Origin of the sequence: Mesorhizobium australicum WSM2073, assembly GCF_000230995.2 — a bacterium.
Taxonomy (GTDB): domain Bacteria; phylum Pseudomonadota; class Alphaproteobacteria; order Rhizobiales; family Rhizobiaceae; genus Mesorhizobium; species Mesorhizobium australicum.
On record NC_019973.1, the window covers coordinates 2,225,137 to 2,251,506 of the forward strand.

At 63.9% G+C, this 26,370-nt stretch carries 29 protein-coding genes; 15 read left to right on the top strand and 14 right to left on the bottom strand.

The features are described from left to right. Positions 1–48 precede the first annotated feature (48 nt). Genes MESAU_RS10655 through MESAU_RS10665 form a run of 3 tightly spaced genes read right to left on the bottom strand, consistent with a single transcriptional unit; the run spans position 49 to position 4,837 of the window. On the bottom strand, positions 49–2,871 hold the full coding sequence (locus tag MESAU_RS10655) for a DUF4159 domain-containing protein (protein ID WP_015316055.1): 2,823 nt from the start codon (positions 2,869–2,871) through the stop codon (positions 49–51). Then, positions 2,868–3,833 (bottom strand): DUF58 domain-containing protein, encoded by a 966-nt coding sequence (locus MESAU_RS10660; RefSeq protein WP_015316056.1) that lies wholly within the window; start codon positions 3,831–3,833, stop codon positions 2,868–2,870. Before MESAU_RS10660 ends, MESAU_RS10655 begins: the two co-directional genes overlap by 4 nt. Next, positions 3,833–4,837 (bottom strand): AAA family ATPase, encoded by a 1,005-nt coding sequence (locus MESAU_RS10665; RefSeq protein WP_015316057.1) that lies wholly within the window; start codon positions 4,835–4,837, stop codon positions 3,833–3,835. The genes MESAU_RS10660 and MESAU_RS10665 overlap by 1 nt, the downstream gene beginning before the upstream one ends. Before the next feature lie 158 nt (positions 4,838–4,995). Between MESAU_RS10665 and MESAU_RS10670 the strand changes: the two genes are divergently transcribed. Genes MESAU_RS10670 through MESAU_RS10680 form a run of 3 tightly spaced genes read left to right on the top strand, consistent with a single transcriptional unit; the run spans position 4,996 to position 7,516 of the window. Further along, a complete protein-coding gene (locus MESAU_RS10670; RefSeq protein ID WP_015316058.1) occupies positions 4,996–5,625 on the top strand; it encodes a DUF1285 domain-containing protein in 630 nt (209 codons plus the stop codon). After that, positions 5,625–6,257 carry a CoA pyrophosphatase gene (locus MESAU_RS10675; protein ID WP_015316059.1) on the top strand — a complete coding sequence of 211 codons (633 nt, stop codon included), beginning with the start codon at positions 5,625–5,627 and terminating at the stop codon, positions 6,255–6,257. The genes MESAU_RS10670 and MESAU_RS10675 overlap by 1 nt, the downstream gene beginning before the upstream one ends. Beyond that, entirely contained in the window at positions 6,254–7,516 is a 1,263-nt protein-coding gene (locus MESAU_RS10680) for a CCA tRNA nucleotidyltransferase (RefSeq protein WP_015316060.1), read from the top strand. Before MESAU_RS10675 ends, MESAU_RS10680 begins: the two co-directional genes overlap by 4 nt. Before the next feature lie 6 nt (positions 7,517–7,522). Here MESAU_RS10680 and MESAU_RS10685 read toward each other — a convergent pair whose 3' ends face one another. From MESAU_RS10685 to hemF, 3 genes are all read right to left on the bottom strand, one after another. Continuing rightward, positions 7,523–7,708 (bottom strand): DUF1059 domain-containing protein, encoded by a 186-nt coding sequence (locus MESAU_RS10685; RefSeq protein WP_015316061.1) that lies wholly within the window; start codon positions 7,706–7,708, stop codon positions 7,523–7,525. A gap of 187 nt (positions 7,709–7,895) precedes the next feature. Then, positions 7,896–8,156, bottom strand: coding sequence for a DUF1344 domain-containing protein (locus MESAU_RS10690; protein ID WP_015316062.1), 261 nt, complete (start codon positions 8,154–8,156; stop codon positions 7,896–7,898). A 297-nt stretch (positions 8,157–8,453) separates the two neighbouring features. After that, positions 8,454–9,368 carry an oxygen-dependent coproporphyrinogen oxidase gene (hemF, locus tag MESAU_RS10695; RefSeq protein ID WP_015316063.1) on the bottom strand — a complete coding sequence of 305 codons (915 nt, stop codon included), beginning with the start codon at positions 9,366–9,368 and terminating at the stop codon, positions 8,454–8,456. A gap of 168 nt (positions 9,369–9,536) precedes the next feature. Here hemF and MESAU_RS10700 point away from each other — a divergent pair, with 168 nt between their 5' ends. Beyond that, entirely contained in the window at positions 9,537–9,794 is a 258-nt protein-coding gene (locus MESAU_RS10700; protein WP_015316064.1) for a hypothetical protein, read from the top strand. Here the strand turns inward: MESAU_RS10700 and soxR are convergent. Further along, positions 9,791–10,237, bottom strand: a complete 447-nt coding sequence (gene soxR / locus MESAU_RS10705; protein WP_015316065.1) for a redox-sensitive transcriptional activator SoxR — start codon at positions 10,235–10,237, stop codon at positions 9,791–9,793. The two genes, MESAU_RS10700 and soxR, sit on opposite strands and share 4 nt — an antisense overlap. 130 nt (positions 10,238–10,367) lie before the next feature. Continuing rightward, a complete protein-coding gene (locus MESAU_RS10710; RefSeq protein WP_015316066.1) occupies positions 10,368–10,826 on the bottom strand; it encodes a tRNA (cytidine(34)-2'-O)-methyltransferase in 459 nt (152 codons plus the stop codon). Positions 10,827–11,110: 284 nt separating this feature from the next. On the opposite strand from MESAU_RS10710, the gene MESAU_RS10715 reads away from it, so the two are divergent. The 5 genes from MESAU_RS10715 to MESAU_RS10735 are packed head-to-tail and all read left to right on the top strand — an operon-like array spanning position 11,111 to position 16,239. Continuing rightward, a complete protein-coding gene (locus MESAU_RS10715; RefSeq protein ID WP_015316067.1) occupies positions 11,111–11,632 on the top strand; it encodes a hypothetical protein in 522 nt (173 codons plus the stop codon). 29 nt (positions 11,633–11,661) lie between these two features. Further along, positions 11,662–13,548: an ABC transporter ATP-binding protein gene (locus MESAU_RS10720; RefSeq protein ID WP_015316068.1), complete on the top strand. Its 1,887-nt coding sequence runs from the start codon at positions 11,662–11,664 to the stop codon at positions 13,546–13,548. Positions 13,549–13,558: 10 nt separating this feature from the next. Continuing rightward, the gene (locus tag MESAU_RS10725; protein ID WP_015316069.1) at positions 13,559–15,442 is read left to right on the top strand and encodes an ABC transporter ATP-binding protein; all 1,884 of its coding nucleotides are present in this window, start codon (positions 13,559–13,561) and stop codon (positions 15,440–15,442) included. A 4-nt stretch (positions 15,443–15,446) separates the two neighbouring features. Beyond that, complete coding sequence (locus tag MESAU_RS10730; RefSeq protein WP_015316070.1) at positions 15,447–15,926, top strand: GNAT family N-acetyltransferase; 480 nt, start codon at positions 15,447–15,449, stop codon at positions 15,924–15,926. A gap of 1 nt (position 15,927) precedes the next feature. Beyond that, positions 15,928–16,239: a DUF6665 family protein gene (locus MESAU_RS10735; RefSeq protein ID WP_015316071.1), complete on the top strand. Its 312-nt coding sequence runs from the start codon at positions 15,928–15,930 to the stop codon at positions 16,237–16,239. 16 nt (positions 16,240–16,255) lie between these two features. Here the strand turns inward: MESAU_RS10735 and MESAU_RS10740 are convergent, their stop codons facing one another. Continuing rightward, complete coding sequence (locus MESAU_RS10740) at positions 16,256–16,600, bottom strand: cupin domain-containing protein (RefSeq protein ID WP_015316072.1); 345 nt, start codon at positions 16,598–16,600, stop codon at positions 16,256–16,258. Between the two features lie 315 nt (positions 16,601–16,915). On the opposite strand from MESAU_RS10740, the gene petA reads away from it, so the two are divergent. The 5 genes from petA (at position 16,916) to MESAU_RS10765 (ending at position 21,442) form a co-directional block, all read left to right on the top strand. Beyond that, positions 16,916–17,476 (top strand): ubiquinol-cytochrome c reductase iron-sulfur subunit, encoded by a 561-nt coding sequence (gene petA, locus MESAU_RS10745; RefSeq protein WP_015316073.1) that lies wholly within the window; start codon positions 16,916–16,918, stop codon positions 17,474–17,476. A 16-nt stretch (positions 17,477–17,492) separates the two neighbouring features. Further along, on the top strand, positions 17,493–18,794 hold the full coding sequence (locus tag MESAU_RS10750) for a cytochrome b (RefSeq protein WP_015316074.1): 1,302 nt from the start codon (positions 17,493–17,495) through the stop codon (positions 18,792–18,794). Between the two features lie 27 nt (positions 18,795–18,821). Next, positions 18,822–19,694 carry a cytochrome c1 gene (locus MESAU_RS10755; protein WP_015316075.1) on the top strand — a complete coding sequence of 291 codons (873 nt, stop codon included), beginning with the start codon at positions 18,822–18,824 and terminating at the stop codon, positions 19,692–19,694. Positions 19,695–19,975: 281 nt separating this feature from the next. Further along, a complete protein-coding gene (locus MESAU_RS10760) occupies positions 19,976–20,671 on the top strand; it encodes an acid phosphatase (RefSeq protein WP_015316076.1) in 696 nt (231 codons plus the stop codon). A gap of 225 nt (positions 20,672–20,896) precedes the next feature. Then, complete coding sequence (locus MESAU_RS10765) at positions 20,897–21,442, top strand: adenine phosphoribosyltransferase (RefSeq protein ID WP_015316077.1); 546 nt, start codon at positions 20,897–20,899, stop codon at positions 21,440–21,442. A gap of 158 nt (positions 21,443–21,600) precedes the next feature. Here the strand turns inward: MESAU_RS10765 and MESAU_RS10770 are convergent, their stop codons facing one another. The 3 genes from MESAU_RS10770 to MESAU_RS10780 all read right to left on the bottom strand — a co-directional run bounded on the left by MESAU_RS10770 (position 21,601) and on the right by MESAU_RS10780 (position 24,009). Then, entirely contained in the window at positions 21,601–22,059 is a 459-nt protein-coding gene (locus MESAU_RS10770; RefSeq protein WP_015316078.1) for a MaoC family dehydratase, read from the bottom strand. Next, positions 22,056–22,523: a MaoC family dehydratase gene (locus MESAU_RS10775; RefSeq protein WP_015316079.1), complete on the bottom strand. Its 468-nt coding sequence runs from the start codon at positions 22,521–22,523 to the stop codon at positions 22,056–22,058. Before MESAU_RS10775 ends, MESAU_RS10770 begins: the two co-directional genes overlap by 4 nt. Positions 22,524–22,674: 151 nt before the next feature. Continuing rightward, positions 22,675–24,009 carry a uracil-xanthine permease family protein gene (locus MESAU_RS10780; RefSeq protein WP_015316080.1) on the bottom strand — a complete coding sequence of 445 codons (1,335 nt, stop codon included), beginning with the start codon at positions 24,007–24,009 and terminating at the stop codon, positions 22,675–22,677. Between the two features lie 136 nt (positions 24,010–24,145). On the opposite strand from MESAU_RS10780, the gene guaD reads away from it, so the two are divergent. After that, positions 24,146–25,513, top strand: coding sequence for a guanine deaminase (gene guaD / locus MESAU_RS10785; RefSeq protein WP_015316081.1), 1,368 nt, complete (start codon positions 24,146–24,148; stop codon positions 25,511–25,513). 115 nt (positions 25,514–25,628) lie between these two features. On the opposite strand, the gene MESAU_RS10790 is transcribed toward guaD, so the two are convergent. Both MESAU_RS10790 and MESAU_RS10795 read right to left on the bottom strand, forming a co-directional pair. Further along, the gene (locus tag MESAU_RS10790; protein WP_015316082.1) at positions 25,629–26,003 is read right to left on the bottom strand and encodes a helix-turn-helix domain-containing protein; all 375 of its coding nucleotides are present in this window, start codon (positions 26,001–26,003) and stop codon (positions 25,629–25,631) included. Between the two features lie 4 nt (positions 26,004–26,007). Next, complete coding sequence (locus MESAU_RS10795; protein ID WP_041163329.1) at positions 26,008–26,214, bottom strand: type II toxin-antitoxin system RelE family toxin; 207 nt, start codon at positions 26,212–26,214, stop codon at positions 26,008–26,010. Positions 26,215–26,370: the final 156 nt, after the last annotated feature.

Sequence of the window (26,370 nt, forward strand, 5' to 3'; positions counted from 1 at the left end):
CCCCGTTGTGGAGAGAGTTGACCCGCCGTGGGGAGTAAGAACGTCATCCTACTGCCCCAGCCGTTCGAGCAGGATGGGAACATGCACCTGGTCGGATTTGTAGTTGCCGGTCAACATGTACATCATGATGTTGACGCCGGCGCGCAGCGCGTAGACCCGCTGCATCGGATCGTTCGGTACGGTCGGCAGCAGCGGATCGCCATTCTCGTCAACCGCCCAGGCGCCGGCGAAATCATTGGCGGTGATCATGATCGGCGATACGCCGTCGCCGGTGCGCACCGGCCGGTTGTCGGCATTGCTGGCATCGAGCGATGCCTCGACCCAGAGCGGGCTGCCGGCGAAGCGGCCGGGAAACTCGGGCAGGATGAAGAAGGATTTGGTCAGCACATGGTCCGACGGCACCGGCTCCAGCGGCGGCACGTTGAGGTTGCCGAGGATGTCGCGCAGCCGCTCGGTCGCCGGGCTGGTGGAATCGGCGCCGATGCCGTTGGCGAACTGATCGCGGGTGTCGAACAGCACGGTGCCGCCCTGCTGCATATAGGCGTCGATGCGGGCGATCGCGGCCTGGCTTGGCATCGGTGCCGCCGGATCGATCGGCCAGTAGATCAGGGGATAGAAGGACAGTTCGTCCTTCGAAATGTCGACGCCGGCCGGCGCCCCCGGTTCCAAGGCGGTCTTCTCGATCAGGAAGCGGGTCAGACCCTCGAGCCCGGCGCGGCTGATCGAATCGACACCCGGGACGCCTGTCAGCACATAGGCGATGCGGGTTTTCGAAATCGCCTCGATAGCAACCTGGTCGCCCGGCTTGGCGTCGTCGGCGCGCGCGACATCGGCATGGCCGAACAGTACGCCAAGCGCGATCAGCACGGCGGCTGTGGTCGCGGCCGCCCCGGCCCGGCGCGGCCGGCGCGAAAACAGGCCGCCCATCCACAACACAGCCAGCGTGTCGAGCAGCATCAGCAACAGAGCCGCCGCGACCAGCGCGCCCTTCAGGTTGCGCGACTCGTCGAAGGCGTACTGGACGGTGGTGACCGGGACCGTCACTTGCGGGCGCGCCAGCGGGGCGAAGGTGCTTGAGGCGTCGAGCAGATTGTGGGCGAAGACGCCGGTTTCCGAGCCGTAGAGGCCAGGCGGGTTCTCGAAGGTGACCGGCAGTGGTCCTGCGCCCGGCACCAGCGGCCGTGCATCCGGTGTCGGCGGCACCAGCGAGCCGTCGGCCGCGATCATCCGATAGGGCGCCAGCGACGTGGCTGCGGCTTCGGCATTGGCGATCGCCGCGCCCTGGTTGCGCGACAATTGCACGATGCGGCGCAGCATCTCCACGAAACTGCCCGAGATCGGCAGGTTCGACCACGTCGCCTCGGGGGTGACATGGAACAGCACCAGCGTGCCCTTGCCCTTCTTCAGCCCGGTCACCAGCGGCGTGCCGTCGGCGAGGGCCGCCCAGGTGCGCTCGACGATGTCGGGTGTCGGTTCGGCCAGCACCTGCCTGGTCACCGTGACCTCGGTCGGCGGCGCCAGGTCGGCGAACGGGCCGGCCTTGGGAAATTCGGTGACCGGCTGCGGCGAGGTCCATGACAGCGCGCCGCCGAGCGAACGCTCGCCGGTGCGCAGGCGGACCGGCAGCAAATCGTCGTCATTGCCGGCGGCGGCCAGCCGCGAGCCGGCGAAACGCACGAGCGTGCCGCCATTGTCGACCCAGTCGACCAGTCTTTGCCGGACCTGTGCGGGAATGGTGCCGATATCGGCCATGACGATCATCGCCGGCTTCTGGTCGAGGATCTGCGGGATGGCGTCGGCGAGATCGGCGCTGGAGGGCTCGACCAGATCGGCGAAAGGCTGCAGCGCGCGCCTGATGTAGTAGAGCGGCGACAGAAGCGGCTGCGCCTGGTCGGCCTCGGCTTGCGACAACAGCCCGACGCGGCGGCGTTTGGAGCTTTCGTCGAGCACGCGCACGGCACCTGCATGCCGTTCGCCATCGAGCGCGATCGACGCGAAGTCGTTGCGCAATTCGAACGGCACCGCCATGGTGCCAGTGGCCGTGGCTTCGCCCGGCGCGAAGGTCAGGGTCGCATCGGCGATGCGGCGGCCCTTGTCGTCGAATGCGCCGGCGGTGACCTGCGCCGGGGCGGGATCGCCGGGCGCGCGGATGGCGGTCAAACCAAAGCCATCAACCTGGTTTTCGGCTAATGTCAGGCCAGTCAACGACAGCCGGTCGGCCACCGCCCAGACGATACGGGCGGCATTTTTCGACAACAGCGTGTTGAAGGCGGCCTCGTCGCCCTTTGCCGCCAGGCCATCGGCCAGCACGGCCACGCTGGCGCCAGGCAAGGTTTCCAGCATGCCGGCGACACGGGCATAGACGGCGGGCCGGTCGGTGGGGATCGGCCGCGGCTTGGCGGCGCGCAGCCGGTCGAGCGCGACGGCGGCATCGAAGGGGCCGATCTCCGCATTGGGCTTTTCGGCGGTGAAGGCGATGATAACAGGCACGCCGTTCGAGCCGGCGTCCTTGATCAGCCGCTCGGCGGTGGCGACGCGCTTGTTCCAGTCGGCGGCACTCGCCCAATCATTGTCGATGACCAGGGCAAGCGCGGCACCCTCGGCCGGCAGCTTTTCGCGCGGGTTGAACACCGGTTCGGCCAATGCCGCGACGACGAGGGCGGCCATCAGCAGCCTGAGCAGCGTCAGCCACCACGGGCTGCGCTGCGGGGTTTCCTCACGCCTCAGCACACGGGCCAGGATCTTCAGCGGCGGGAACACCTCGGTCTGTGGCTTGGGCGGGGTGAGCCTGAGCAGCCACCAGATCACCGGCAGCGCCAGCAGGCCCCACAGCACCATGGGGGCACCGAAGGAGAGCGGCAGCCAGCTCATGCGACCGCCTTTCCAGGCTGATCGCCCTTGGCGATCGGCCTGGGCTGATCGCCGGCAATGATACCGGCATGCCCGCCGTCGGCGGTCATCGCCATGTGCAGGCGCACCAGCGCGTCGGACGCGAGCCGGTCGGTGTGGTTGACGGTAAAGCTCCAGCCAAGCCGCTTGCACCAGCCGGCCAGCTCCTGGCGGCGAGCGGTGTAGAGCAGGCGGTATTCATCGGCCAGCATCTCGGCGCGGCCGGCGGTCAGCTTGTCGCCGGTCTCGGGATCGGTGAACTCGGTGCGGCCGGCATAGGGGAAGGTTTCCTCGGCCGGGTCGGCAACCTCGATCAGATGGGCGCGCACGCCATGGCGGGCGAGCACGTCGAGCCAGGCCATGGTTTCCTCGACGGGGTCGAGGAAATCGCTGGCGATGACGATGTCGCAGAAGCGCCTGATGTTGGAGAGATCGGGTTTTGCCGGCAGTTCGCCGGCGTGCATGAGCTGGGCGGCGATGCGCTCGGCGCCGTTGCGAGCGGTGAATGGATCGGTCAGATCAGGCCAGGCGATGCGTTCGCCGCTGCGTGACAAAAGCTCGGCCATGGCCAATGTCAGCACCAGCGCGCGCGATTGCTTGGAAACGCCGGCTCCCGTCGATTTGTAGAGCATGGATGGCGAGGGGTCGGCCCACAGCCAGACGGTGTGGGCGGCTTCCCATTCACGGTCGCGCACATAGGTGTGGTCGTCGCGGGCCGAGCGGCGCCAGTCGATGCGCGAGGCGTCGCCTTCGACATAGGGCCGGAACTGCCAGAAATTCTCGCCGATGCCGCGCTTGCGGCGGCCATGCCAGCCGGCGATCACGGTGTTGACGATACGGCGCGCCTCGACCAGCAGGTCGGGAACCAGCGAAGCCCGCAACCGGCCTCGGGCGAGCGCATCGCGCGTCGCTGCCGGGGCCTGGACTTCGCCGATACGCGCCATCAAATGCCTTTCACAAGTTTCGCCACCACGTCGCGCACGCTGGTGCCCTCCGCGCGGGCGGCGAAGGTCAGCGCCATGCGATGCTGCAGCACCGGCTCGGCCAGCGCCCTGACATCGTCGACCGAGGGCGCCAGGCGTCCGTCGTAGAGCGCGCGGGCCCTGGTGCACAGCATCAGCGCCTGGCTGGCGCGCGGGCCCGGGCCCCAGGCGACATGCTTGTCCGTGTCGGCATTGCCCTGGCCCGGACGCGCCGAGCGGACCAGGGTAAGGATCGCCTCGACGACGCTTTCGGGTACCGGCATGCGGCGGATCAGTGTCTGGATCTCCTTCAGCCGCGCCGGCTGCAGCACGTTCTGGGCTTTCGCGTCCTCGACGCCGGTGGTTTCCAGCAGGATGCGGCGCTCGGCCTCGATTTCGGGGTAGAGGATGTCGACCTGCATCAGGAAGCGGTCGAGCTGGGCTTCGGGCAGCGGATAGGTGCCTTCCTGCTCCAGCGGGTTCTGCGTCGCCAGCACATGGAAGGGGGAAGGCAGGTCGTAGCGTGCGCCGGCAATGGTGACATGATATTCCTGCATCGCCTGCAGCAGCGCCGACTGCGTGCGCGGCGAGGCGCGGTTGATCTCGTCGGCCATCAGCAGCTGGGCGAAGATCGGCCCGGGAATGAAGCGGAACGAGCGCTTGCCAGTTTCGTCCTGCTCCATGACCTCGGAGCCGAGGATGTCGGACGGCATCAGGTCGGGCGTGAACTGGATGCGGCGCGAATCGAGCCCCAGCACGACGCCCAACGTCTCCACCAGCTTGGTCTTGGCGAGGCCCGGCACACCGACCAGAAGCGCATGGCCGCCGGCCAGCAGCGCCACCAGCGTACGCTCGACGACGTTCTCCTGGCCGAAGATCACCCGGCCAACCCCGTCGCGGATCCTGGAGATGTCGGCAAGCGCCTTCTCGGCCTCGGCGACCATGTCCGTTTCGCTGATCGGGCTTTCCTTGACCATCACGCTCATGCCGCATCGATCCCTTTGGTTGGAAATGCCATGGTTTGGAAATGCTGGCCCGCACCATACCATAGGCTGCCGCGATTCGGCCTCGCGGAGCGCCTATGGTTGAACTTAAATCACAGACTTAGGCTGACAAGCGGAACAACAGTGACTATTTCGTGACGATGAGCGAACACCACGAACATCGCCAACAAAGCCTTACGCAGGCCACCGAGGCTCGGGGCCTCGAGGCGCTGATCTCGCGCGCTGCCCGCGCAGGCAAGGGCGCGGCGCCGGTCGAGCGCTGGAATCCCGACTTTTGCGGCGATCTCGACATGGAGATCAAGGCCGACGGCACCTGGTTCTACCTGGGCACGCCGATCGGCCGCATGCCGCTGGTGCAGCTTTTCTCCTCCGTGCTGCGCAAGGACGCCGACGGCAGGACCTATCTGGTGACGCCGGTGGAAAAGGTCGGCATCCGCGTCGCCGATGCGCCTTTCGTCGCCGTCGAGATGGATGTTTCGGGCGAAGGCGAGGATCAGGTCATCACCTTCCGCACCAATGTCGGCGACGTGATCGAGGCCGGACCGGAGCGGCCGCTGCGCTTCGTCGACGAGAACGGGACCGGCGGGTTGAAGCCGTATCTGCTGGTGCGCGGCAGGCTGGAGGCGCTTGTGGCGCGGCCGGTCATGTACGAACTGGTCGGGCATGGCGAGGAGATCGAAATCGACGGCAGGACGATGTTTTCGGTGCGCTCCAAGAACGCCGTGTTTCCGATCATGCCGGCCGATCAGTTGAAGCGGTTGAGCGCATGATGGACCAGGTATCGCCGGCGCCGTTTTCGTCGGCGGATTTTCGCGCGCGCTTCGCCGCGCAGCCGGAGGCGCATGCTGGCGGCGACTATGGCGATCACCGCTTCAATCCCGGCCATCCGCGCCTCAACCCTGGCAAGCCGCTGCGCAACGCCGCGGTGCTGATCCCGGTGGTCGACCATGACGGCGAGGCGACGGTTCTGCTGACCAAACGGGCCGAAAAACTCCGCGATCATTCCGGGCAAGTGGCTTTCCCGGGCGGCACGATCGATGCGACCGACGCAAGCCCGGAAGCGGCGGCGCTGCGCGAGACCTTCGAGGAGATCGGCCTTGGCCAGGATCGCATCGAGATCATCGGCCGGATGCCCGATTACGTCGCCGGCAGCGGCTACCGCATCGCGCCGGTGCTAGGCATCGTGCGGCCACATTTCCAGCTGACCCTGAACGCGGATGAGGTCGACGCCGCCTTCGAAGTGCCGCTGCGCTTCCTGATGGACGCGGCCAACCACAAGCGCGACAGCCGCATCTGGAACGATCTCGAATGGTTCTTCTACGACATGCCCTATGGCGACCGGCGCATCTGGGGTGTCACCGCCGGGATCATCCGCACACTGTATGAAAGGCTCTATGCGTGAGTGTTTCGATCGCGGGCAGGGCGGACTGGCTCTTCGACAAGCATCTGCAGCGCCTGCTTGGCGCGCTCACCGAAGGCGGTGAAGAGGCGCGCATCGCCGGCGGCGCCGTTCGCAACGTGCTGATGGGCCAGCCTGTCACCGACATCGACATAGCAACCTCTTGCCTGCCGCGGGAAACCATTCGCCGCGCCGAGGCGGAAGGCTTCAAAGCGGTGCCGACCGGTATCGAGCACGGCACCATCACGGTGGTCGCCGATGGCAAACCTTATGAAATCACCACCTTGCGCGCCGATGTCGAGACCGATGGCCGTCGCGCCAAGGTGTCGTTCGGGCGCGACTGGAAGCTCGACGCCGAGCGGCGCGACTTCACCATCAACGCGCTTTATGCGGAGGCCGATGGCAGCGTTGTCGACCTTGTCGGCGGCATCGCCGACATCGAGGCGCGCCGGCTGCGCTTCATCGGCGATCCGGAGGCACGCATCCGTGAGGATTATCTGCGCATCCTGCGCTTCTTCCGCTTCTTCGCCTGGTATGGCGAAGGCCGGCCCGACGCCGAGGGGCTGAAGGCCTGCGCCCGGTTGAAGGAAGGCCTCGCCCAACTCTCGGCGGAGCGCATCTGGTCCGAACTGAAAAAGCTTTTGTCCGCACCCGATCCCTCGCGGGCGCTGCTATGGATGCGGCAGGCCGGTGTCTTGACCGCCGCGCTGTCAGAAAGCGAGAAATGGGGCATCGATGCGATCCACGGATTGACCAGAGCCGAGAAGGATCTGGGCTGGGCAGTGGATCCGATGCTGCGGCTGGAGGCGATGGTGCCGCCGGATGCGGCGCGCATGAAGACGCTTGCGGAGCGGCTGAAATTCTCGACCGCCGAGGCGGATCGCCTGCGCCATTGGTCCATGGCAACCGCCGTCGAACCGAAGACGACCGAGGGCGAATTGGCGAAACGGCTCTATCGCGGCGACCGCCAAGGATTTGTCGACCGCCTGCGGCTTTCGCTCGCCGCGGCGCGGGTGCGGGCCGTCGAAGACAATGAAGCGCTGCTCGAAGCCGGCGGCTTTTCGCGCCTGCTTTCCTTTGCGCTCAAATGGAAAAGGCCCGAATTTCCGCTACGAGGCGCCGATCTGACCGCGCTCGGCGCAACCCCGGGGCCGAAGCTCGGCGAGATCCTCAAGAACCTGGAAGCGGAATGGATCGATGCGAGTTTCACGCCCGATCGCGACGCACTGATCAAGCGCGCCGCGGAGGCACTTGAAGGCTGACGAGGATCAGGCCGCGTCGCGGACCTTCTCAATTCGGGAGCGGATAGCCTCGATCATCGTCTCGCGGATGGTCGTTTCGCCATGTGTCTCACGCATATGCTCGACGGCACGGCGCATCACTTCGGCCTCCTCGCCGGCACGAGTATGCCACTCACAGCCGGGAACCAGCGACCCGCAGTGAAATTCCTTCATCGGATTTCTCCTTTTCCTCCGTGGAGCCTGCGAGGCTCCGGTACTTTTTTGGCTCATGATCCGACTTTTCCGATCATGGGCGGGGGTGAGAACCATAACACAGATGGTGTGATATTGGTTGCGGTCAACGGTGAAAGGGCGGAGCAGCGCTGCTCCGCCCTCTTACGCTAGCCCGGCGGGCAGGCCGTCACTTCACGATCTTGACTGCCTCGGCAACTTTGTCCTTGCCGCTCATGTCCCACGAAATTCTGACCTTCTCGCCGACCTTCAGGCCAGGATCCTTGAAGGTTTGGGGAAGCGTAAAAGACGATCCATTGTCGAGAACCAGGCTCTTGGCCGTCGCATCGAAGCTCTTGACCGTTCCGGTGGTGTGCTTGACGGCGGCGAACGCCACCGAACCGGAAGCAAGAAAGGCAGCCGCGGCAGCGGAAACAATGATCTTTCTCATGCTGATATACTCCTGGGAAAGCGGCCATCCTTTGACGAAGATGATCCGCATCGTCTTCGGGCCGTCCGGTCGCGTCGAGTCGCGGTTCGCCTGTTCCGACGCAATTCCGAAGGGAAAACCGCATTTTCCTGGAATTGCCCTCAGGCAAACCACCGGCGCTTCCCGACCCGAATGCGATAAATAACCCAGCTTTTTCAGATGGATATTAGACGAAAAAGATATTCATTGCGTCACATTCCGCGCCCAGATTCGAACAATGGGACATCAATGCGGCCTCACATCGCGCTCACAATTTTTTTATGGCCAGCGCACCTCCGGCGGCAGGCTGGACAGGATCGAGGCGACATTGCCGCCGGTCTTCAGCCCGAAGATGGTGCCGCGATCGTGAAGAAGGTTGAATTCGACATAGCGGCCGCGGCGAACGAGCTGTTCGTCGCGGTCGCCATCGGTCCAGTTCTCGTTGAAGTTGGCGCGCACGAGGTGACCGTAGACCACGAGAAAAGAGCGCCCGACATCCTGGACGAAGTTGAAATTGGCATTCCAGCCGCCCTTCTCCTCTTCCGGATGCAGGTAGTCGAAGAAGATGCCGCCGGTGCCGCGCGGCTCGTTGCGGTGCGGCAGGAAGAAGTACTCGTCGCACCAAGCCTTGAATTTCGGATAGTCGGCGACGGCGGCATTCTTCTCGCAAGCGAATTGCATGGCACGCTGGAAGGCTATCGTGTCGGGATCGTCCTGCGTGCGGCGGCGGTCGAGCACCGGCGTCAGATCGGCGCCGCCGCCGAACCACTGGCGCGAGGTCACCACCATGCGGGTGTTCATATGCACGGCCGGAACGTTGGGGTTCCAGGGATGCGCGATCAGTGAAATGCCCGATGCCCAGAAGCGCGGGTCTTCCTCGGCGCCGGGCATCTGCTTCCTGAATTCGGGCGAGAACTCGCCATAAACCGTCGAGGTGTGGACGCCGACCTTCTCGAAGACGCGGCCGTGCATCATCGACATTGTGCCGCCGCCGCCCTTGCCGTGATCGCGCTCCCAGGGCGTCTTTTCGAAACGGCCCGGTGACCACGAAGCCAGCGGCCCGCCGAGATCCTGCTCGATCTGCTCGAAAGCGCCGCAGATGCGCTCGCGCAGCGCCTCGAACCAAAGCCGGGCCTTCATCTTCTTTTCTTCGATGTCGGCAGGCAGCCCCGCCGGTATTTCAGGTCGTTCCAAGTGCCGTCTCCGGTTGCGGGGCGGTGAGTCGACAAAAGACTCGTCTTTTCCGGGCGCGATCCCTAATCTCTTAAGGGACAGGGTCAAGTCACTTTGGTTTCGCGCATGATCCTTTCCGAAACCCGATTCCGATTTCGGGGTCATGCGCCAGGTGCAAGGAGTTGTTTCGTGCGCACCCCGGCAAGACCGCCGCTGGATGGCCTGAAGAAAAGGCTCGATCAAAGCCGGGCAGAGCGCGCACGCATGCCGCGCGACGGTTTTTTGCGCGAGACCTTCGTCCTGCCGCGCTCGGACGCCCGTCTCAAGGCCAAGGAATGTTTCGAGCGCTTCCCCAAGCAGGCCTACTGGACCGAGATCGAAAGCTGGTTCGAACGCCCGGGCGATCTGATCGAGTTCACGATAAGGCGGCTGCCGGTTGCGGATTAGCGCTCGACCAGCAGGCGCCTCGCGCCCGTTCCCTCCCTTGCCAGCCGATCCCCCTTATTGCGAAGTGGGCATTTGTCGATCGACATGCAGCCGCAGCCTATGCAGTCGGTCAGGCCGTCGCGCAACTTCTTTAGCTGGCTGATTTTCTGGTCGAGGCTATCGCGCCAAGCCGTTGAAAGCAGATTCCAATCCTCGCGCGTCGGCGTGCGGCCTTCAGGTAATGATTCAAGAGCGGCACCGACTTCCGCGAGCGAGATGCCGACCTCCTGGGCAATCCGGATGATGGCCACCCGGCGCAGCACGTCACGGCCGTAGCGCCGCTGGTTGCCTGCCGTACGATGGCTGCGGATCAGACCGCGGGCCTCGTAGAAATGCAGTGCCGACACAGCCACGCCGCTGCGCGCGGCCACCTGGCCGACCGTCAATTCCGTTACCGGCGCCATTTTCTCACTTTCCGCTTGACCTCAAGTTAAGTTGAGCTTGTAGCCAAGAAAGCCTGACTGTGCAAACCAAAGGAGAAGGCGGATGTGCGCCTGGGCAAAAATCACCGCTGACGGCGCTGCCGGCGATCCCCTATCGGAGTTGCCGGACGGCTTCGCCCGCCACCATGGCGACGGAAAGGGCGACGTTGATGCTGCGCGCGCCGGGCTGCATCGGGATGGTCAGCCGCGCATCCGCCGCCTGATGGACTGGATCCGGCACCCCCGCGGATTCGCGACCGAACAGGAGGATGTCGCGGTCGGTGAAGCTGAAGTCGGTGTAGGGGGTCGTAGCCTTGGTCGACAGCAGCACCATGCGATCCGCGCGGGCCTTGCGCCACTCCTCGAAGGCGTCCCAGTCGACATGCCGGGTCAGGGCAGCCATTTCGAGGTAGTCCATGCCGGCGCGCTTGAGCGCTTTGTCGGAGAGCGGAAAGCCGGCCGGCTCGATGATGTCGACGCCGAGGCCGAGGCAAGCGGCGAAGCGCAGGATTGTCCCGGTATTGCCGGCAATGTCAGGCTGGTAGAGCGCGATGCGGAGACCAGGGTTCACTTCCGCGTCCTTCTAATAAGTGGCAGATCGGCCACAGCAGCCTCCTGGTTTTGGAAATTCCTGGGCCTGCGGGTGGCCATTTTTTTCGAAGTCGGGTATACGACCAGCATTGTCAACCCGAACCGATGGAGGGGTAATTCATGATGGCCATGTACATCCAGCGCCCCACCTGTGGGCTTATTTGCGCCCTGGCGGTTTCGGTACGACGTTTCTCCTGATCTTTTAGACACTTCCGCACCGATTTTCCGCCGAAACCATACCCTGGTCTTCGAAGGAAACCCGCGATGTTTTTCAAGCTGCCGAAGGGGCCGATGGCCCCGTCCCAACGCGTTCCGACTGATCCGCCGCCGATCCCGCGGCACGATGTCGATCATCCTTTTTATCTCTATTTCAACACGGAGGACGGACCGATGTTCGATCCCTACAGAATACCGGGCTCGAGGAGCCTGCAACACCGGAAGGTGGTGGCTTGGGCGCTGTTGATCGGCGACACCTATTCGTCGGCGGTTCATGCCGAAGTACGCCGGCGTCCACATCGCGGCATGCTGCCGGATGTCGATTTCTCGCGCGCGGTACCCGATCCGAGCCGTCCGTCGCTGGTGCGCCGGATCATCCGGCTGATCCGGCCAGGCGCGAAAAACCGGACTGGTGGCGCCATGTCGTCAGGATCGACAAAGGTGGCTGTCGGCGAAAAGCCGGCGAACCCCTATATAGCGCGAAGCAGGGCCGACGCTCCGGATGATTCCGGAGCGTCGGCCCTCGATGCCATGCGGTCCGAGGACTTCGTACGCCGCCAAGCCGCGTAAGCGGAAAACAGATCTCACAGGCGTGACCTATGTTGTTGTTTAGCTGGTTTGAAAGAAAGCTCGATCCGTTCCCGGCCGCGGAACCGGTCGAGCCGCCCAAGACGCTTGTTGCCTTCTGCCTGCATTATACGCGCGGGGCATGGCCCTATATTCTTGTCGATGCGGTGCTGGTCGCGGCCATCGCCATCGCGGAAGTGTGGATGTTCGGCTTCCTCGGCCGCATCGTCGACTGGCTGTCGGGGCAGAACCGCGAGACCTTCCTGCAGACGGAGGGCTGGAAGCTCGCCGGCATGGCCTTCATTGTATTGTTTGCGCTGCCCGGCACGGTCTGGCTGCATTCCCTGCTCAACCAGCAGACGCTGATGGGCAATTACCCCATGCGCATCCGCTGGCAGGTGCACCGCTACCTGCTCAAGCAATCGATGAGCTTCTACCAGGACGAGTTCGCCGGCCGCATCGCCACCAAGCTGATGCAGACCGCGCTTGCCGTGCGCGAATGCGTCATCAAGGTGATCGACGTCCTGAACTACGTCGTCGTCTATTTCCTCGGCATGCTGTTGATCGTCGGTTCGGCCGACTGGCGGCTGGCCGCGCCGCTCGGCGTCTGGATGGTCGGCTACATCCTGCTGCTGCGCTTCTTCATCCCGCGCCTGGGCAAGGTCGGCGAGGAGCAGGCCAATGCGCGCTCGACCATGACCGGCCGCGTCGTCGACAGCTACACCAACATCCAGACGGTCAAGCTGTTTTCCCATTCACGCCGCGAGGCCGCCTTCGCCAGGGAAGGCATGATGGGCTTCCTCGACACGGTCTACCGGTCGATGCGGCTGGTGACACTGCTGTTCAGCTCGCTCTACATACTGAACGCGCTGCTGCTGTTCTCGGTCACCGCCATCTCGCTGTGGCTGTGGATGGGGCAAGTGGTGACGATCGGTGCGGTCGCCGTGGTCATCGGCCTGGTGCTCCGGATGTGGGGCATGTCGCAGTGGATCATGTGGGAAATGTCGAGCCTGTTCGAGAATATCGGCACGGTGCAGGACGGCATTGCCTCGATCTCGTTGCCGCGCCTTGTCGAGGACAGGCCGGATGCCAAGGAGATCATCGTTTCCAAAGGCGATATCCGCTTCGAGGATATCCGCTTCCATTACGGCAAGCAGAAGGGCGTCATCGAAAACCTGTCGCTGGCGGTGAAGCCGGGCGAGAAGGTCGGCATTGTCGGCCGCTCGGGCGCCGGCAAGTCGACGCTGGTCAATCTCCTCCTGCGCTTCTACGACCTGGAAAGCGGCCGGATCCTGATCGACGGCCAGGAGATCGCCGGCGTGAAACAGGATTCGCTGCGCGCCCAGATCGGGATGGTCACGCAGGACACCTCGCTGCTGCATCGTTCGGTGCGCGAGAACATCCTCTACGGCCGGCCCGATGCCACCGACGAGATGCTGCTCGAGGCGGCGCGGCGGGCCGAGGCGATGGATTTCATATCAGGACTTTCGGACCATCATGGACGCAAGGGGTTCGACGCCTATGTGGGCGACCGCGGCGTCAAACTGTCGGGCGGTCAGCGGCAACGCATCGCCATTGCTCGCGTTATGTTGAAGGACGCGCCCATACTTATCCTTGACGAGGCGACGTCGGCGCTCGATTCCGAGGCGGAAGCCGCCATCCAGGAGAACCTCTACAAGCTCATGCAAGGCAAGACCGTCATCGCCATCGCGCACCGGCTGTCGACCATTGCGGCAATGGACAGGCTCGTCGTGATGGACCAGGGTCGCGTGATCGAGGAGGGCTCGCACGAGGAACTGGTCGCCAGAGGCGGGCTCTACGCGCAGCTCTGGCAGCGCCAGTCGGGTGGGTTCCTGCTCGATGACGTCCCTGTCGAAGCCGCCAATGACGCAATAGCAAAGGGGCAAGCCGCAGAATGATGGCCGCCGCATGATGACAGCCGTCTACCGCTGGTTCGAAAACTGGGTCTACCCGTTCAGGGAGCCGGCGAATCTTCGGCCACCGGCCAGCGTCACGGGCTTCCTCTGGCACTATGTCGGGCAAGCGAAGTTCGCCTTCTTCGCCATGCTGGTCATCGGCGGCATCGCGCCGCTGGTCGAGGCCGGGCTGTTCTATTTCGTCGGACGGCTGGTCGATATTCTCGACCAATTGCCCGGCGAGCGAAGCTGGCACGCGCTGTGGACCGCCGCCGGCCCCGAACTGGTGTTCATGATCGCGGTGGTGCTGATCATCCGCACCGTGGTCGTCGCCTTGTCGGCGCTGGTCGACGAACAGACGATCACGCCCGGCTTCTACAATCTGGTGCGCTGGCAGGCGCACCGGCACGTCTCGCGCCAGTCCTACGCCTTCTTCCAGAATGATTTTGCCGGCCGCATCGCGACGAAAGTCTGGCAGGCCGGGCAGGCAACGGGCGACCTGATGGAAAGTTTCATCGAGGTCGTCTGGTTCATGGTCGTCTATACGGCGACGACGCTGGCGCTGGTCGCCGGGCTTGACCTCAGGCTGGCGGCACTCGTGGTGGTCTGGATCACCGCCTTCGGCTTTCTGGCGAAGCGCTATTTGCCGGCAATCCGCAAGCACGCCGAAGCGACGGCGGAGGCGGGCTCCATGATCAATGGCCGCATTGTCGATTCCTACTCCAACGTGCAGACGCTGAAACTGTTCGCGGCCGACGGCGACGATCGCTACATCAGGAACGGCTTCGACATCTATCTCGACGCATTGCGGCCCTTCACCCGCCGCTTGACCGGCGTGCGCATGGCGCTGACGACGCTGTCGGGCATCATGATCACGGCGATCGGCTGCTTTGCCGTTTATCTCTGGGTCGAGGGCTCGATCACGGTCGGGGCGGTCGCCTTCACGCTCAGCCTGGTGCTGCGGCTCAACATGCTGCTCGGCCGGTTGATGATGCAGATGAACGGCATCTTGCGGAATCTCGGCGTGCTGGAGAACTCCAAGGCGCTGATCTCGCAGCCGCTCGGCCTGACCGATGCACCGGACGCAAAGGGACTGGTCGTGGCGGGTGGGCGCATCGACGTAAAAAATGTCGAGTTCCACTACGGCAAGGGGTTTGGGGTGCTGAACGGCATCAACCTTATCGTCAAGCCGGGTGAGAAGGTCGGGCTGGTCGGGCCTTCGGGCGCCGGCAAGACGACGCTGGCGAACCTTATCCTGCGCCTCTACGATCTCGAAAGCGGCCAGATCACCATCGATGGCCAGGACGTCTCTGGTGTGACGCAGGATTCGTTGCGCGCCAATATCGGCGTCGTCAGCCAGGATACGGCCCTGTTCCACCGTTCGCTGCGTGACAACATCAAGCTCGGCATGCCCGACGCAACCGACGCGCAGGTCATCGCGGCGGCGAAAAAAGCCGAGGCCCATGAATTCATCCTGACTTTGCGCGACAACAGGGACCGCCAGGGCTACGAAGCCTTTGTCGGCGAGCGCGGCGTGAAACTGTCGGGCGGTCAGCGTCAGCGCGTGGCGATCGCCCGCGTCTTCCTCAAGGACGCGCCGGTCCTGATCCTCGACGAGGCGACGTCGGCGCTCGATTCCGACATCGAGGCGGCGATCCAGGAGAATCTGACGCGGCTGATGGAGAACAAGACCGTGATCGCGATTGCCCACCGGCTGTCGACGATCGCGGCACTTGACCGCCTGGTGGTGCTCGACGGCGGCCGCATCGTCGAGCAAGGCACACATGACGAACTGGTGGCGCTCGACGGGCTTTATGCCCGGCTGTGGAAGCGCCAGTCCGGCGGGTTCCTCTATCACGAGGAAAGCGTGCTGGAAGAGACGCGGCCGGCGGAGTAGGTGCATGGGTGGATCGCCAGAGCTCAGTCCGGAGATCGGCTACACGCTCAAGCGTTTGCGGCCTACCGTGGCGGCTTTCGACGCGTTGAAGGAAGAGAGCCGGCTGGAAGGCTACTGGATGCTGGTGCGTCTGGACGATGGGTGGGCAAGCGGCCGCAACAAGTTCCTGAAGCGGGGCGAGGCGCTGTTCGGAACCTGGCATGGCGCCGAACTCGCCGGTGTCTGCGGGCTGAACATCGATCCCTATTTCGAGGGCAGGGACCACGGCCGGGTCCGCCACCTGTTCGTCAGCGCGCGTCACCGTCGCGCCGGCCTTGGCCGAACGCTGGTCGAGATCGTGATCGACCGAGCCCGCCAGTATTTCACCGTGTTGAACACCCGCGCGCCGCCAGAAGCCTTCGCTTTCTATGAACGGCTTGGTTTTCAGCGCGTGGAGGGCGAAGAATTCGTTACCCATCGCATGGTGTTCAGGAAAGGGAACTGAAATGTCCTTGCGTCCGCCATCCCATCTTGCCGGCACGTCGGCCGCCGACGCGGCCTTCGACGCGCTTGGCCATGAAATCCTGGCAGAGAAGGCGGCGGCGCTCGGGCGGGCCGGCCAGCGCGTCGAAGAAACCTTGGCGCGGTTGCGCGATAACGGGGACGATGAGTTGCGCCCCCGTCTGCTCAAGGAGGCTGCCGTGGCCGTTCACGCCTATTTCATCCAGCGCGAACTGTGCGGCCTTCGCAAGCATGACGCCGTGATCCGCGAATACAATATCCCCAGGGCGGTTCTAGTGAGGCTGGGCGCCGCGTAAAATCAGTTTTTAGGAATCACTCCAGCCATTCGGTGATGAAGCTGCCGTTTTCGTGAATGTCGGTCGTTTCCAGCGGACCGGGACCGAGATTGGTGAATTTATGCGGCGTGTTGGGCGGCACGATCAGGATCTGTCCCGCCGAAGCCTCGAATTCCTGGTCGCCGACCGTGAAGAGGCCGGTTCCCTCACGGATGATGAAGATCTCCGCATAGGGATGGGCGTGCAGCCGCGGGCCACCGCCGACGTCGGGCAGGTGATTGAAGATCAGGCAGGAGTTTGAGCCGTAGGCACCGCATTGCAGTTCGCCCTTCCAGTGGTCGGAACGAACAGCCCATTGCTCGCGATCGATGACGTGCGCCATGCGAAGGAGGATAGATCACACCGGCGCCCTGTGTCGAGGCAAGCTGGAGCCTTGGATTTTGCTGATATTTCCCGGTTGTTTAGCCGCCTTTTGCAGCCATTCGCCGTCCCGCCGGACACGAGGGGATTTTGTCCCCGCGACAATCTGCCCTTGTGCCTTCACCCGTCTGGACAAAAACGGGCTTCACGCATAAACCGAAGTCCAAATGCCGGAGGAATTCGCTAGCCTGTTCGCCATGCGCTGTCGGGTTGGCGTGATTGAGCGGGGAACAAGGCTCGGCCACCGGCGCGGAAGAGGCGAAAGGATCAGGCACCCGTGAGCGCAACCGACATCCACGATCCCAATCGTCGAGATTTTCTCTACGTCGCCACCGGCATGGCCGCCGTGGTCGGCGCCGGTGCCGTGGCCTGGCCGTTCATCGACCAGATGCGCCCCGACGCCTCGACGCTGGCGCTCGCTTCGGTCGAGGTCGATGTCTCCTCGCTGACGCCTGGCAGCTCGCTGATCGTCAAGTGGCGCGGCAAGCCGGTCGTGGTGCGCAACCGGACCGAGAAGGAAATGAAGGACGGCGAGGCCGTCAGCCTCTCCGATCTCAAGGATCCGATCGCCCGCAACGCCAATTTGCCGTCCGATGCGCCGGCGACCGACGCCAACCGCACCACGCCAGGCAAGGAAGCCTGGATGGTGATGGTTCAGGTCTGCACCCATCTGGGCTGCATCCCGCTCGGCCAGGAAGGCGATTTCGGCGGCTGGTTCTGCCCGTGCCACGGTTCGCAATACGACACGGCCGGCCGCATCCGCAAAGGCCCGGCGCCGGAGAACATGGCGATTCCGGTATTCAAATTCGTTTCCGACACCAAACTCCTTATCGGTTGAGGCAGGGGATATTTCGATGAGCGAGGGACACTCGACCTACACGCCGAAGACCGGTATCGAACGCTGGTTCGACGCCCGCATGCCGCTGCCCAGGATGGTCTATGACAGCTTCATCGCCTATCCGGTGCCGCGCAACCTGAACTATATGTGGACCTTCGGCGGCATTCTGGCGATCATGCTGGTGGCGCAGATCCTGACCGGCATCGTGCTGGCCATGCACTATACGGCCGACACCAATCTCGCCTTCGGTTCGGTCGAAAAGATCATGCGCGACGTGAATTCCGGATGGCTGCTGCGCTACATGCACGCCAACGGCGCCTCGTTCTTCTTCATCGCCGTCTATTTGCATATCTTCCGCGGCCTCTATTACGGCTCCTACAAGGCGCCGCGCGAGCTGCTGTGGATCCTCGGCTGCATCATCTACCTGCTGATGATGGCGACCGGCTTCATGGGCTATGTGCTGCCATGGGGGCAGATGAGCTTCTGGGGCGCCACTGTCATCACCGGCTTCTTCAGCGCCATTCCGCTGGTTGGCGACTGGATCCAGCAGCTCCTGCTCGGCGGCTTCGCCGTCGACAATCCGACGCTGAACCGCTTCTTCGCCCTGCATTACCTGCTGCCGTTCATGATTGCCGGCGTCGTCGTTCTGCATGTCTGGGCGCTGCATGTCGTCGGCCAGTCGAACCCGACCGGCATCGAGGTCAAGTCGAAGACAGATACCGTGGCCTTCACGCCCTACGCGACCATCAAGGACGCGTTCGGCATGATCGTGTTCCTGTTCGTCTTCGCCTACTTCGTCTTCTACCTGCCGAACTATCTCGGCCATCCGGACAACTACACGGTCGCCAACCCGCTTAAGACGCCGGCCCATATCGTCCCGGAATGGTACTTCCTGCCGTTCTACGCAATCCTGCGCGCCATCACGTTCAACATCGGGCCGATCAATTCCAAGCTCGGCGGCGTGCTGTGCATGTTCGGCGCCATCGTCATGCTGTTCCTGGTGCCGTGGCTCGACACCTCCAAGGTGCGCTCGGCGGTCTACCGGCCCTGGTACAAGCTGTTTTTCTGGCTGTTCGTGGCCGATGCCATCCTGCTGGGCTGGCTGGGCTCGCAGCCGGCGGAAGGCAGCTATGTGTTCATGGCGCAGATGGCGACGCTGTTCTACTTCGCCTTCTTCCTGATCGCGCTGCCGGTGCTCGGCTTGATCGAGACACCCCGCAGGCTGCCGAACTCGATCACCGAGGCGGTGCTCGAAAAGAACAAGGGTGGCAGCGGGCATCCGGCGGGCGCCACGGCAGCACCTGAGACCAAGGGCTGAGCGGTAGAGAATCTAAGGGGATTTGGCATGAAAAAGATTCTCACCTCGCTTGCGCTGGTCGGCCTCGTGGCCGCCGGCACCGGAGTTGCAGGCACTTGGGCGTTCGCGGCCGAAGAGGCGCACAACGCGGCGGCACCGACGCATTTCCCGATCAACGAGCCGAAGGAAATGAGCTGGAGCTTCACCGGCCCGTTCGGCACCTATGACAAGGCGCAGTTGCAGCGCGGGCTGAAGGTCTACAAGGAAGTCTGCTCGGCCTGCCATTCGATGAACCTGGTGGCGTTCCGCACGCTTTCGGACCTCGGTTATAGCGACGCGCAGATCAAGACGCTGTCAGCCGAATACACCATCCATGATGGCCCCAACGATGCCGGCGACATGTTCGACCGTCCCGGCAAGCCGTCCGACCATTTCCCGGCCCCATTCGCCAATGAGGAAGCCGCCGCTGCCTCCAATGGCGGTGCGGCGCCGCCGGATATGTCGTTGCTGGCCAAGGCGCGCGGCGTCGAACGCGGCTTCCCGCAGTTCGTCTTCGATATCTTCACCCAGTATGATGCCGGTGGTCCCGACTACATCCATTCGCTCTTGACCGGCTACGACCAGACCCCGCCCGCCGGCATGGTCATCCCCGAAGGCACACACTACAACCCGTACTTCATGTCCGGCGTGTCGCTGAAGATGCCCAAGCCGCTCTCCGACGGCCAGGTCACCTATGACGACGGTTCGCCGCAGACCATCGACCAGTATTCCCGCGACGTGGCTGCCTTCCTGACATGGGCTGCCGAGCCGCACATGGAAGACCGCAAGAAGATGGGCTTCCGCGTGCTGGTATTCCTGCTTCTGTTCGGCGCCCTGGTCTACCTGACCAAGCGCAAGGTGTGGGAAGCCGTCGCGCACTAGGCCTGTTGATCTTCAGGTGAGGCCGGTCTGCAAACAATGGCTTCCTGCGCTTCCGGTGCTCACGTACTTCAAGTACGCTCCGCTCCGGTTCTCGGAAACCCGTTTTCGATTCGGCCTGACCTGAATCTCAAAAGGCCTTGGACCGTTCAGTGCACAACATGGGGCGCCGCGAGGTGCCCTATCTGCTTTTTGAGTGGATTGCGCCTCCACGTCTCGGCGGTGTCACATGGCCGTCACCACACATCGCGATCCTGCGGCGCTCTCATCAAAGGATCACGCCCATGAAAAGATACGCATCGCTTGCGGCAGGCCTGCTGCTGCTCGTCGTTGGTTCCGCGGCCCGCGCCGAAGACGCAAAACCATTCATCACCAACAAGGATGTCGACCTGACGATGATCCTGCCGCCGCCGCCGGCCAATGATTCGGCTGAGACCAAGGCCGAGCTTGGCGAAGTGCTGACCATGCAGGTCACGCGCACACCCGAGATGGAAGCCCGCGCCATCGCCGACGCCGAGGAAAACGTCTGGCGTTTCGCCGATGTCATGGGGCCGAATTTCAACAAGGACAAGCTGCCGAAATTCAGCGCCTTCTTCGATCGCGTGGTGGAGACCGAAGGCGCCGTCGTCGATCCGGCCAAGGATGTCTGGAAGCGCCCGCGTCCGCACCAGCTCAGCGATCTCGTCAAGCCGGTGGTCAAGCTGTCGAGCTCCGGTTCCTGGCCGTCCGGCCATGCGACCGTCGGCACGATGATGGGCATCATCCTGTCCGACATGGTTCCGGAAAGGCGTGCTGAGATCATGGCGCGCGCGGCCGAGTTCGCCCACAACCGCATCGTCGGCGGCATCCACTATCCGTCCGACGTCGAGATGGGCAAGATTTCCGGCAGCGTCATCGCCGCCGTCCTGCTCAACCGGGATGACTTCAAGGCCGAGTACGATGTGGCCAGGGCGGAGCTTCGTTCCGATCTCGGCATGTAGGATTTGGCCGATAGCCATCCGTTCGAGCGGGGCGCCTTCGGGCGCCCCTTTTTCGTGGCTGCGCCCAACAGGAGGAAAATCGCCTGGCTCCCAGCCCGTAGTCAATTCCTTTGCCGGATGCGCTTGTCTCGGTCGCCACATCGCGCTAGCCGTTGTCGGTCGCGCCGGGTTACGATCGGCCCCGCGCCGTTTCACTTTGTCAGCCGGATCATTCGGAGCCGCTTCATGAAACCTTCTCTCGAAGACACGCTGCTGGCCTCGATCCGTACCATCCCGGACTATCCCAAGCCCGGCATCCTGTTTCGCGACATCACCACGCTGCTCGGCAATGCGCGCGCCTTCCGCCGCGCCATCGACGAGCTGGTGCATCCCTATGCCGGGCAGAAGATCGACAAGATCGCCGGCATCGAAGCGCGCGGCTTCATCTTGGGCGGCGCCGTTGCCCACCAGCTCTCGGCCGGCTTCGTGCCGATCCGCAAGAAGGGCAAGCTGCCTTATGAGACCGTGCGCGTCGCCTACAGCCTGGAATACGGGCTGGACGAGATGGAGATGCACAAGGACGGCGTCGCGCCCGGCGAGAAGGTGATCCTGGTCGACGATCTGATCGCCACCGGCGGCACGGCTGAAGCGGCGGTCAAGCTGCTGCGCCAGATCGGCGCCGACATTCTCGCCGCCTGTTTCGTCATCGACCTGCCGGATTTAGGCGGGCGCGCCAAGCTCGAAGCGCTCGGCGTGCCGGTGCGAACGCTGATCGGGTTCGAGGGGGTTTGAGACCGGTTTGCCGAAGGCAAATTGAAAGGTCCAGTGGACCTTTCAAAGATCTCGAACGCCCGGAGCGATAGCGAAGGGCAGGGAGGCAACACGACAACCAGCGCGGGTGCCGCCCTCATCCGCCTTCGGCCACGCCATAAACGGGGCGAAGGAAGAGACTACTCCACCTTCACCAGCACCGCGCTTTCGAACTCCAGCACCTTGCCGCCGGTCGAATCAGTGGCCTCGCAGAGGAGCGCCAGCAACCGCCAGCCGGGGCGGGACGCGATGGGGCGGTGGGACAGCGCCGTGCGCGTGAAGGTGATGGTTTGCCCGGCAAAGACGGGCTTCAGCCACTTCAGGTTCTTGAATCCGGGCGAGGGGCCGAATTCGGGCACCGGGCCGTCCCAGCCTTCGGCGTCCAGGCGGCTCTCCAGGTTCAGCTTCATCCAGGTGGCGGCGGTATGCCAGCCGGAGGCGCAGAGGCCGCCGAGCACGCTCTTCTTCGCGGCCTCTTCGTCGATGTGAAAGATCTGCGGGTCGTATTTGCGGGCGAACGCCTTGATCGCCTCGGGCTCGAATCTGTGCGAGCCCAGCGTCACCGTGGTGCCGATGCGGAAGAATTCGTCGAGCGTCATGCCGCATTCCCCGCGTCGCGCGTCAGGAACATGACGGAGTTCTCGAGCTCGAAGACGCTTTCGCCGCGCTGGTTGACCAGTTCGCTGCGCATGGTCACGAAGCCGAGTTGCGGCTTCGATTTCGACAGGCGCCTGGCCAGAACCACCAGGCTGCCCCGCAGCGTATCGCCGGCGAGCACCGGCTTCTTCCATTTGACCTGATCGACTCCTGGTGCGCCCTGGCAGGTGGAGTCCAGCAGGAAGGCATCGCACAGCATGCGCATGAACATGGCGCAGGTGTGCCAGCCTGAAGCCGAGAGGCCGCCCAGGATACTCGCCTTGCCGGCCCCCTCGTCGAGATGCATCGGCTGGGCATCGAACTCGCTGGCGAACTCGATGATTTCGGCCGCGCTCACCTCTTTCGTGCCGAGGTCGAACGAGGCGCCCTCGACGAAGTCCTCATAGGCCCATGTCTTGCCGGTCATGGTCTGGCATCCCTGCAGAACGCGCGATCCGCATGGATCGGCGAACCCGGATGCAGGCCGCGGGCGATTTGGTCAAGTCCTTTCTGGTGAGCCAGCCGGCGCGATCGGGCCCGCGGCGGCCGTAGGGGCCAGCTGCGGCGCCTCCGATCGGCTAGCGGGCGTTCGGCAGGATCTGGTGCAGGACGATCGCCCAGACGGCGCCGAAGGCAATGGATGAGCCCAGAATGTACTGCACGATATCGGGCAGCGTCTTGACGAAATCCGGCGGTACCAGCGTGGCGAACAGCGCCATCAGGATGGGCAGGCCGATGACCAGCATGTTGCGTTCGGTCAGCGGCGTCCCGCGCACCACCCGAAAACCGTTCATGGCGATGACGACGCAAAGCACTCCGAAGACGCCGCCGATGACCGGCCCCGGGATTGAGGCGATGACCGCCGAAAGCTTGCCGATCAGCCCGAACAGCACCAGGAAGATGCCGGCCGCCCCGAAGGCGGCACGGCTGGCGATGCCGGTGATGGCGATGATGCCGGCGTTGGACGAATAGCCGGTGACCGGCGTGCTGCACAGCAGCGCGCTGATCAGACAGCCAAGGCCTTCGCCCGTGGCGCCCCGGTCGAGCTGCTCGTCCGAGAGCGGCTTGTCGATGACGGCACCGACCGCGAACCAGGTGCCGGTGGTTTCGGCCAGGACGACGATGTAGACGATCAGCATGGTCAGCGTCGCCGACCAGGAGAAGGTGACATCGAGATTGAGGAAGGCGATGCGCGGCATGGAAAACCAGGTCGCGGCGGAAACGCCCGTCATGTCGAGCTGGCCCATGAAGGCGGCGGCCACGCTGCCAGCCACAAGCGCGATGATCACGGACAGCAGGCGCAGCCATGCGCCTTTCGCGCCAAGCGCCATGCCGATCAGCATGCAGCCGACAAGCACCGCCGCGGCGACGAAGGCGAGGACGATGTTGCCGCCGACGGTGGCGGTGCCGTGGACGGCGAAGACGCTCTCCTTCAGTGCCACCGGCATCAGTGCGACGCCGACGACGATGATGATGGCGCCGCCGACGATGGACGGCACGAAGCGGTTGACGAGGCGGTGGAAGAGCTTTGTCGGCGATCCCAGAAGCATGACCAGTATGGCGCCCGGAATGAGTGCGCCGATCACGGCCGACAGGCCCGGCAGGCCGCCGCCGGCGCCAAAGGCAATCGCCAGCACCGCGCCGATCGGGACGAAGGACGGTCCCTGGACGACGGGCAGCCGCATCAGCAACTGCGACTGGATCAGGGTTGCGATGCCTGCCGCCACGAAGGCCGACTGGATGAAGGCGCCGGCGTCGCCGACGCTGAAGGCAAGCACCGACGCGATGATGAACGGCACGATATAGACGTCCATCGCCAGCACGTGCTGGAGGCCGAGCAGGGCGGCCTTGCCCAGGGGCAACGGATCGTCCGGCTGGGCGATCAAACTGATTTCTGGCGCAACGCGTTCCATGATGTCCCCTCTGGAAATCCCCGGCCGATCATGGGATCAGTCGGCGGCAAAGGACAGCGGCGGAAATGTTTGCCAACTGTTTTCTTCTAGGCCACGCATTGGCAGCCCCGCCCGCCAGCAGCACCGGAGCGACGATATGACGGCAGATCCTTTCACGCTGCTCGGCACCGCCTTCCATACGCCTGAGCGCGGCAGGCTGGAGGTGCTGGAGGAGCACCTGTTCTGCGTCGACGCACAGGGGCGCATCGCCGAGATCCAGGCGCCCGGCCACCCGGAATACACGGCCACGATAAGCGATGCTCGCCGGGCGGGCAGGCTGGTGGAACTTGGCGAGGGGCAGTTCCTGCTGCCGGGGCTCGTCGACCTGCACATCCATGCGCCGCAATGGCCGCAGATGGGCAAGGCGCTGGACGTGCCGCTCGAAGTCTGGCTGCGGAAATACACTTTCCCGCTCGAGGCCCGCTATGCGGATTTGGACTATGCTCGTGCGGTCTATGCTGATCTGGTCGACAATCTGCTCGCCAACGGCACCACCACCGCGCTCTATTTCGCCACCGTCCATGTCGAGGCGAGCGTGGCGCTCGCCGAGACATGTCTTGAGAAAGGCCAGCGTGCCCTGGTCGGCAAGGTGGTGATGGACGACCCCGAACAGTGTCCGCCCTTCTATCGCGATGCCGATGCGGCAAGCGCTGTTTCGGATACCAGGCGCTTCATCGAGGCCGTCATGTCATTGGATCCGGGCGAGAGGCCGCTTGTCCAGCCGGTGATCACGCCGCGCTTCATTCCAAGCTGCACCGACGCGGCCTTGCAGGGGCTGGGCGAACTCGCGGAAGAGTTCGGCTGCCACGTGCAGACCCATTGCTCCGAAAGCGATTGGGCAAAGCAGTTCGTGGAAGCGCGCTTCGGCCAAACGGATGCGGCAAGCCTCGATGGTTTCGGCCTGCTCACCCGTCATACGATCCTGGCGCATTCGAACTTCATCGATGGGCAGGACATGGACCTGATCAAGGAGAAGGGCGCCGGCGTCGCTCATTGCCCGCTGTCCAACGTCTACTTCGCCAATGCAGTGTTTCCGCTTCGCGAGGCGCTCGACCGGCACATGCATGTCGGGCTCGGCACCGATATTTCAGGCGGCTACAGCCCATCGCTGTTCGACGGTTGCCGGAACGCGCTGTCGGCCTCGAGAACATTGCAGAGCGGCGTGCATGCCGGCCTGCCGGCAAAGGAGCGCGGCGCGCCCGGCGAGCCGATCACGCATCAGGAAGCGTTCTGGCTGGCGACCGCGGGAGGCGCGGAAGCGCTCGACCTGCCGACCGGCAGTTTTCGCGTCGGACACGAATTCGACGCGCTGCTGATCGACACCAAAGCGAGCGCCTCGAACATCCATGTCAACGGCGCCGACGATACGCTCGACGACGTCTTTCAGAAGATCGTGCTCAATGCGGCACGGGCCAATATTGCCACTGTTTGGGTCGGAGGCCGGGCGGTGGTCGGCTGTAGCTAAGCTACGCTCACTTGTAGTGGCCTCGCCTGCGCGAATAAACATGGCCCTGTGCCGACGTCGGCAGCGCCTGCGAGCATGGAATACGACAGCCCGTTTTCGTCTTTCGCAACGGGCGCTATACGAGATCGTCAACCGAGACATTGAGGGCGGCGGCGATGCGCTTGATCGTGTCGAAGCTACCGTCGCGGGTGCCTGTCTCGATCTGCGAGAGATAGCCTGCGCTGATCTCAGTCTTTTCAGCGAGGTCGCGAGCCGAAATCCCGCGATGCTCGCGCCAGACGCGGATCTTATTCTCGCCGTCCAGGATGCGGTTGACGACGGCGACCGGAATAAGCTCCTCCTCGCCGGCAGTGATCTTTTGCTTGATCTGATCGTAGGTTTGAATGTCGGCCACGTCCTCCGCCGCTTCAACAAGGCTCTCGTAATCAGCGAGTGGCAGAATAGCCATACGGTCGCCATTCGGCGTGGTAATGATGGTGGGCTTGTTCATGTCCTCAGTCCTCGTAGATGCTACCGCGCGGTCCGATCTCCAGAATGTCCATTACCGTGCCTTCCTGATCGAAGATAATACGGTAGTCCCCGACCCTAAGCCTGAAGCCTGGCCGGCCTTTCAGCCGTTTGACATTTTTCGCCAAGCTGGCCGGTTCGGCTGCATATTGGCCGATTTTAGCAGTGATCAGCCGAGCCGTGTTGGCGGGCATCCGCGCGCAAGCTAGAAATTTGCGTTAGCAAATAATGGGACATGGCTTTCATCGGTCTCCACCGGGTGCTGATCGGAGTAAGGCGACTTATGGTCTTCAATACCCCCGCGAAACTCTGCGGCAGGGATGGTGCTGTCCGACTGACGGTTGGGTCGC

What these genes read in the sequence shown, in the direction of transcription:
- MESAU_RS10780 (WP_015316080.1), bottom strand. Translation starts at nt 24,009, where the DNA reads ATGGAACGCGTTGCGCCAGAAATCAGTTTGATCGCCCAGCCGGACGAT.
- MESAU_RS10655 (WP_015316055.1), bottom strand. Translation starts at nt 2,871, where the DNA reads ATGAGCTGGCTGCCGCTCTCCTTCGGTGCCCCCATGGTGCTGTGGGGC.
- MESAU_RS10775 (WP_015316079.1), bottom strand. Translation starts at nt 22,523, where the DNA reads ATGACCGGCAAGACATGGGCCTATGAGGACTTCGTCGAGGGCGCCTCG.
- MESAU_RS10770 (WP_015316078.1), bottom strand. Translation starts at nt 22,059, where the DNA reads ATGACGCTCGACGAATTCTTCCGCATCGGCACCACGGTGACGCTGGGC.
- MESAU_RS10715 (WP_015316067.1), top strand. Translation starts at nt 11,111, where the DNA reads ATGTTTTTCAAGCTGCCGAAGGGGCCGATGGCCCCGTCCCAACGCGTT.
- MESAU_RS10665 (WP_015316057.1), bottom strand. Translation starts at nt 4,837, where the DNA reads ATGAGCGTGATGGTCAAGGAAAGCCCGATCAGCGAAACGGACATGGTC.
- soxR (WP_015316065.1), bottom strand. Translation starts at nt 10,237, where the DNA reads ATGGCGCCGGTAACGGAATTGACGGTCGGCCAGGTGGCCGCGCGCAGC.
- MESAU_RS10735 (WP_015316071.1), top strand. Translation starts at nt 15,928, where the DNA reads ATGTCCTTGCGTCCGCCATCCCATCTTGCCGGCACGTCGGCCGCCGAC.
- MESAU_RS10730 (WP_015316070.1), top strand. Translation starts at nt 15,447, where the DNA reads ATGGGTGGATCGCCAGAGCTCAGTCCGGAGATCGGCTACACGCTCAAG.
- MESAU_RS10720 (WP_015316068.1), top strand. Translation starts at nt 11,662, where the DNA reads ATGTTGTTGTTTAGCTGGTTTGAAAGAAAGCTCGATCCGTTCCCGGCC.
- MESAU_RS10660 (WP_015316056.1), bottom strand. Translation starts at nt 3,833, where the DNA reads ATGGCGCGTATCGGCGAAGTCCAGGCCCCGGCAGCGACGCGCGATGCG.
- MESAU_RS10760 (WP_015316076.1), top strand. Translation starts at nt 19,976, where the DNA reads ATGAAAAGATACGCATCGCTTGCGGCAGGCCTGCTGCTGCTCGTCGTT.
- MESAU_RS10725 (WP_015316069.1), top strand. Translation starts at nt 13,559, where the DNA reads ATGATGACAGCCGTCTACCGCTGGTTCGAAAACTGGGTCTACCCGTTC.
- MESAU_RS10790 (WP_015316082.1), bottom strand. Translation starts at nt 26,003, where the DNA reads ATGAACAAGCCCACCATCATTACCACGCCGAATGGCGACCGTATGGCT.
- guaD (WP_015316081.1), top strand. Translation starts at nt 24,146, where the DNA reads ATGACGGCAGATCCTTTCACGCTGCTCGGCACCGCCTTCCATACGCCT.
- MESAU_RS10765 (WP_015316077.1), top strand. Translation starts at nt 20,897, where the DNA reads ATGAAACCTTCTCTCGAAGACACGCTGCTGGCCTCGATCCGTACCATC.
- MESAU_RS10675 (WP_015316059.1), top strand. Translation starts at nt 5,625, where the DNA reads ATGGACCAGGTATCGCCGGCGCCGTTTTCGTCGGCGGATTTTCGCGCG.
- MESAU_RS10740 (WP_015316072.1), bottom strand. Translation starts at nt 16,600, where the DNA reads ATGGCGCACGTCATCGATCGCGAGCAATGGGCTGTTCGTTCCGACCAC.
- MESAU_RS10795 (WP_041163329.1), bottom strand. Translation starts at nt 26,214, where the DNA reads ATGCCCGCCAACACGGCTCGGCTGATCACTGCTAAAATCGGCCAATAT.
- MESAU_RS10755 (WP_015316075.1), top strand. Translation starts at nt 18,822, where the DNA reads ATGAAAAAGATTCTCACCTCGCTTGCGCTGGTCGGCCTCGTGGCCGCC.
- MESAU_RS10685 (WP_015316061.1), bottom strand. Translation starts at nt 7,708, where the DNA reads ATGAAGGAATTTCACTGCGGGTCGCTGGTTCCCGGCTGTGAGTGGCAT.
- MESAU_RS10670 (WP_015316058.1), top strand. Translation starts at nt 4,996, where the DNA reads ATGAGCGAACACCACGAACATCGCCAACAAAGCCTTACGCAGGCCACC.
- MESAU_RS10690 (WP_015316062.1), bottom strand. Translation starts at nt 8,156, where the DNA reads ATGAGAAAGATCATTGTTTCCGCTGCCGCGGCTGCCTTTCTTGCTTCC.
- MESAU_RS10750 (WP_015316074.1), top strand. Translation starts at nt 17,493, where the DNA reads ATGAGCGAGGGACACTCGACCTACACGCCGAAGACCGGTATCGAACGC.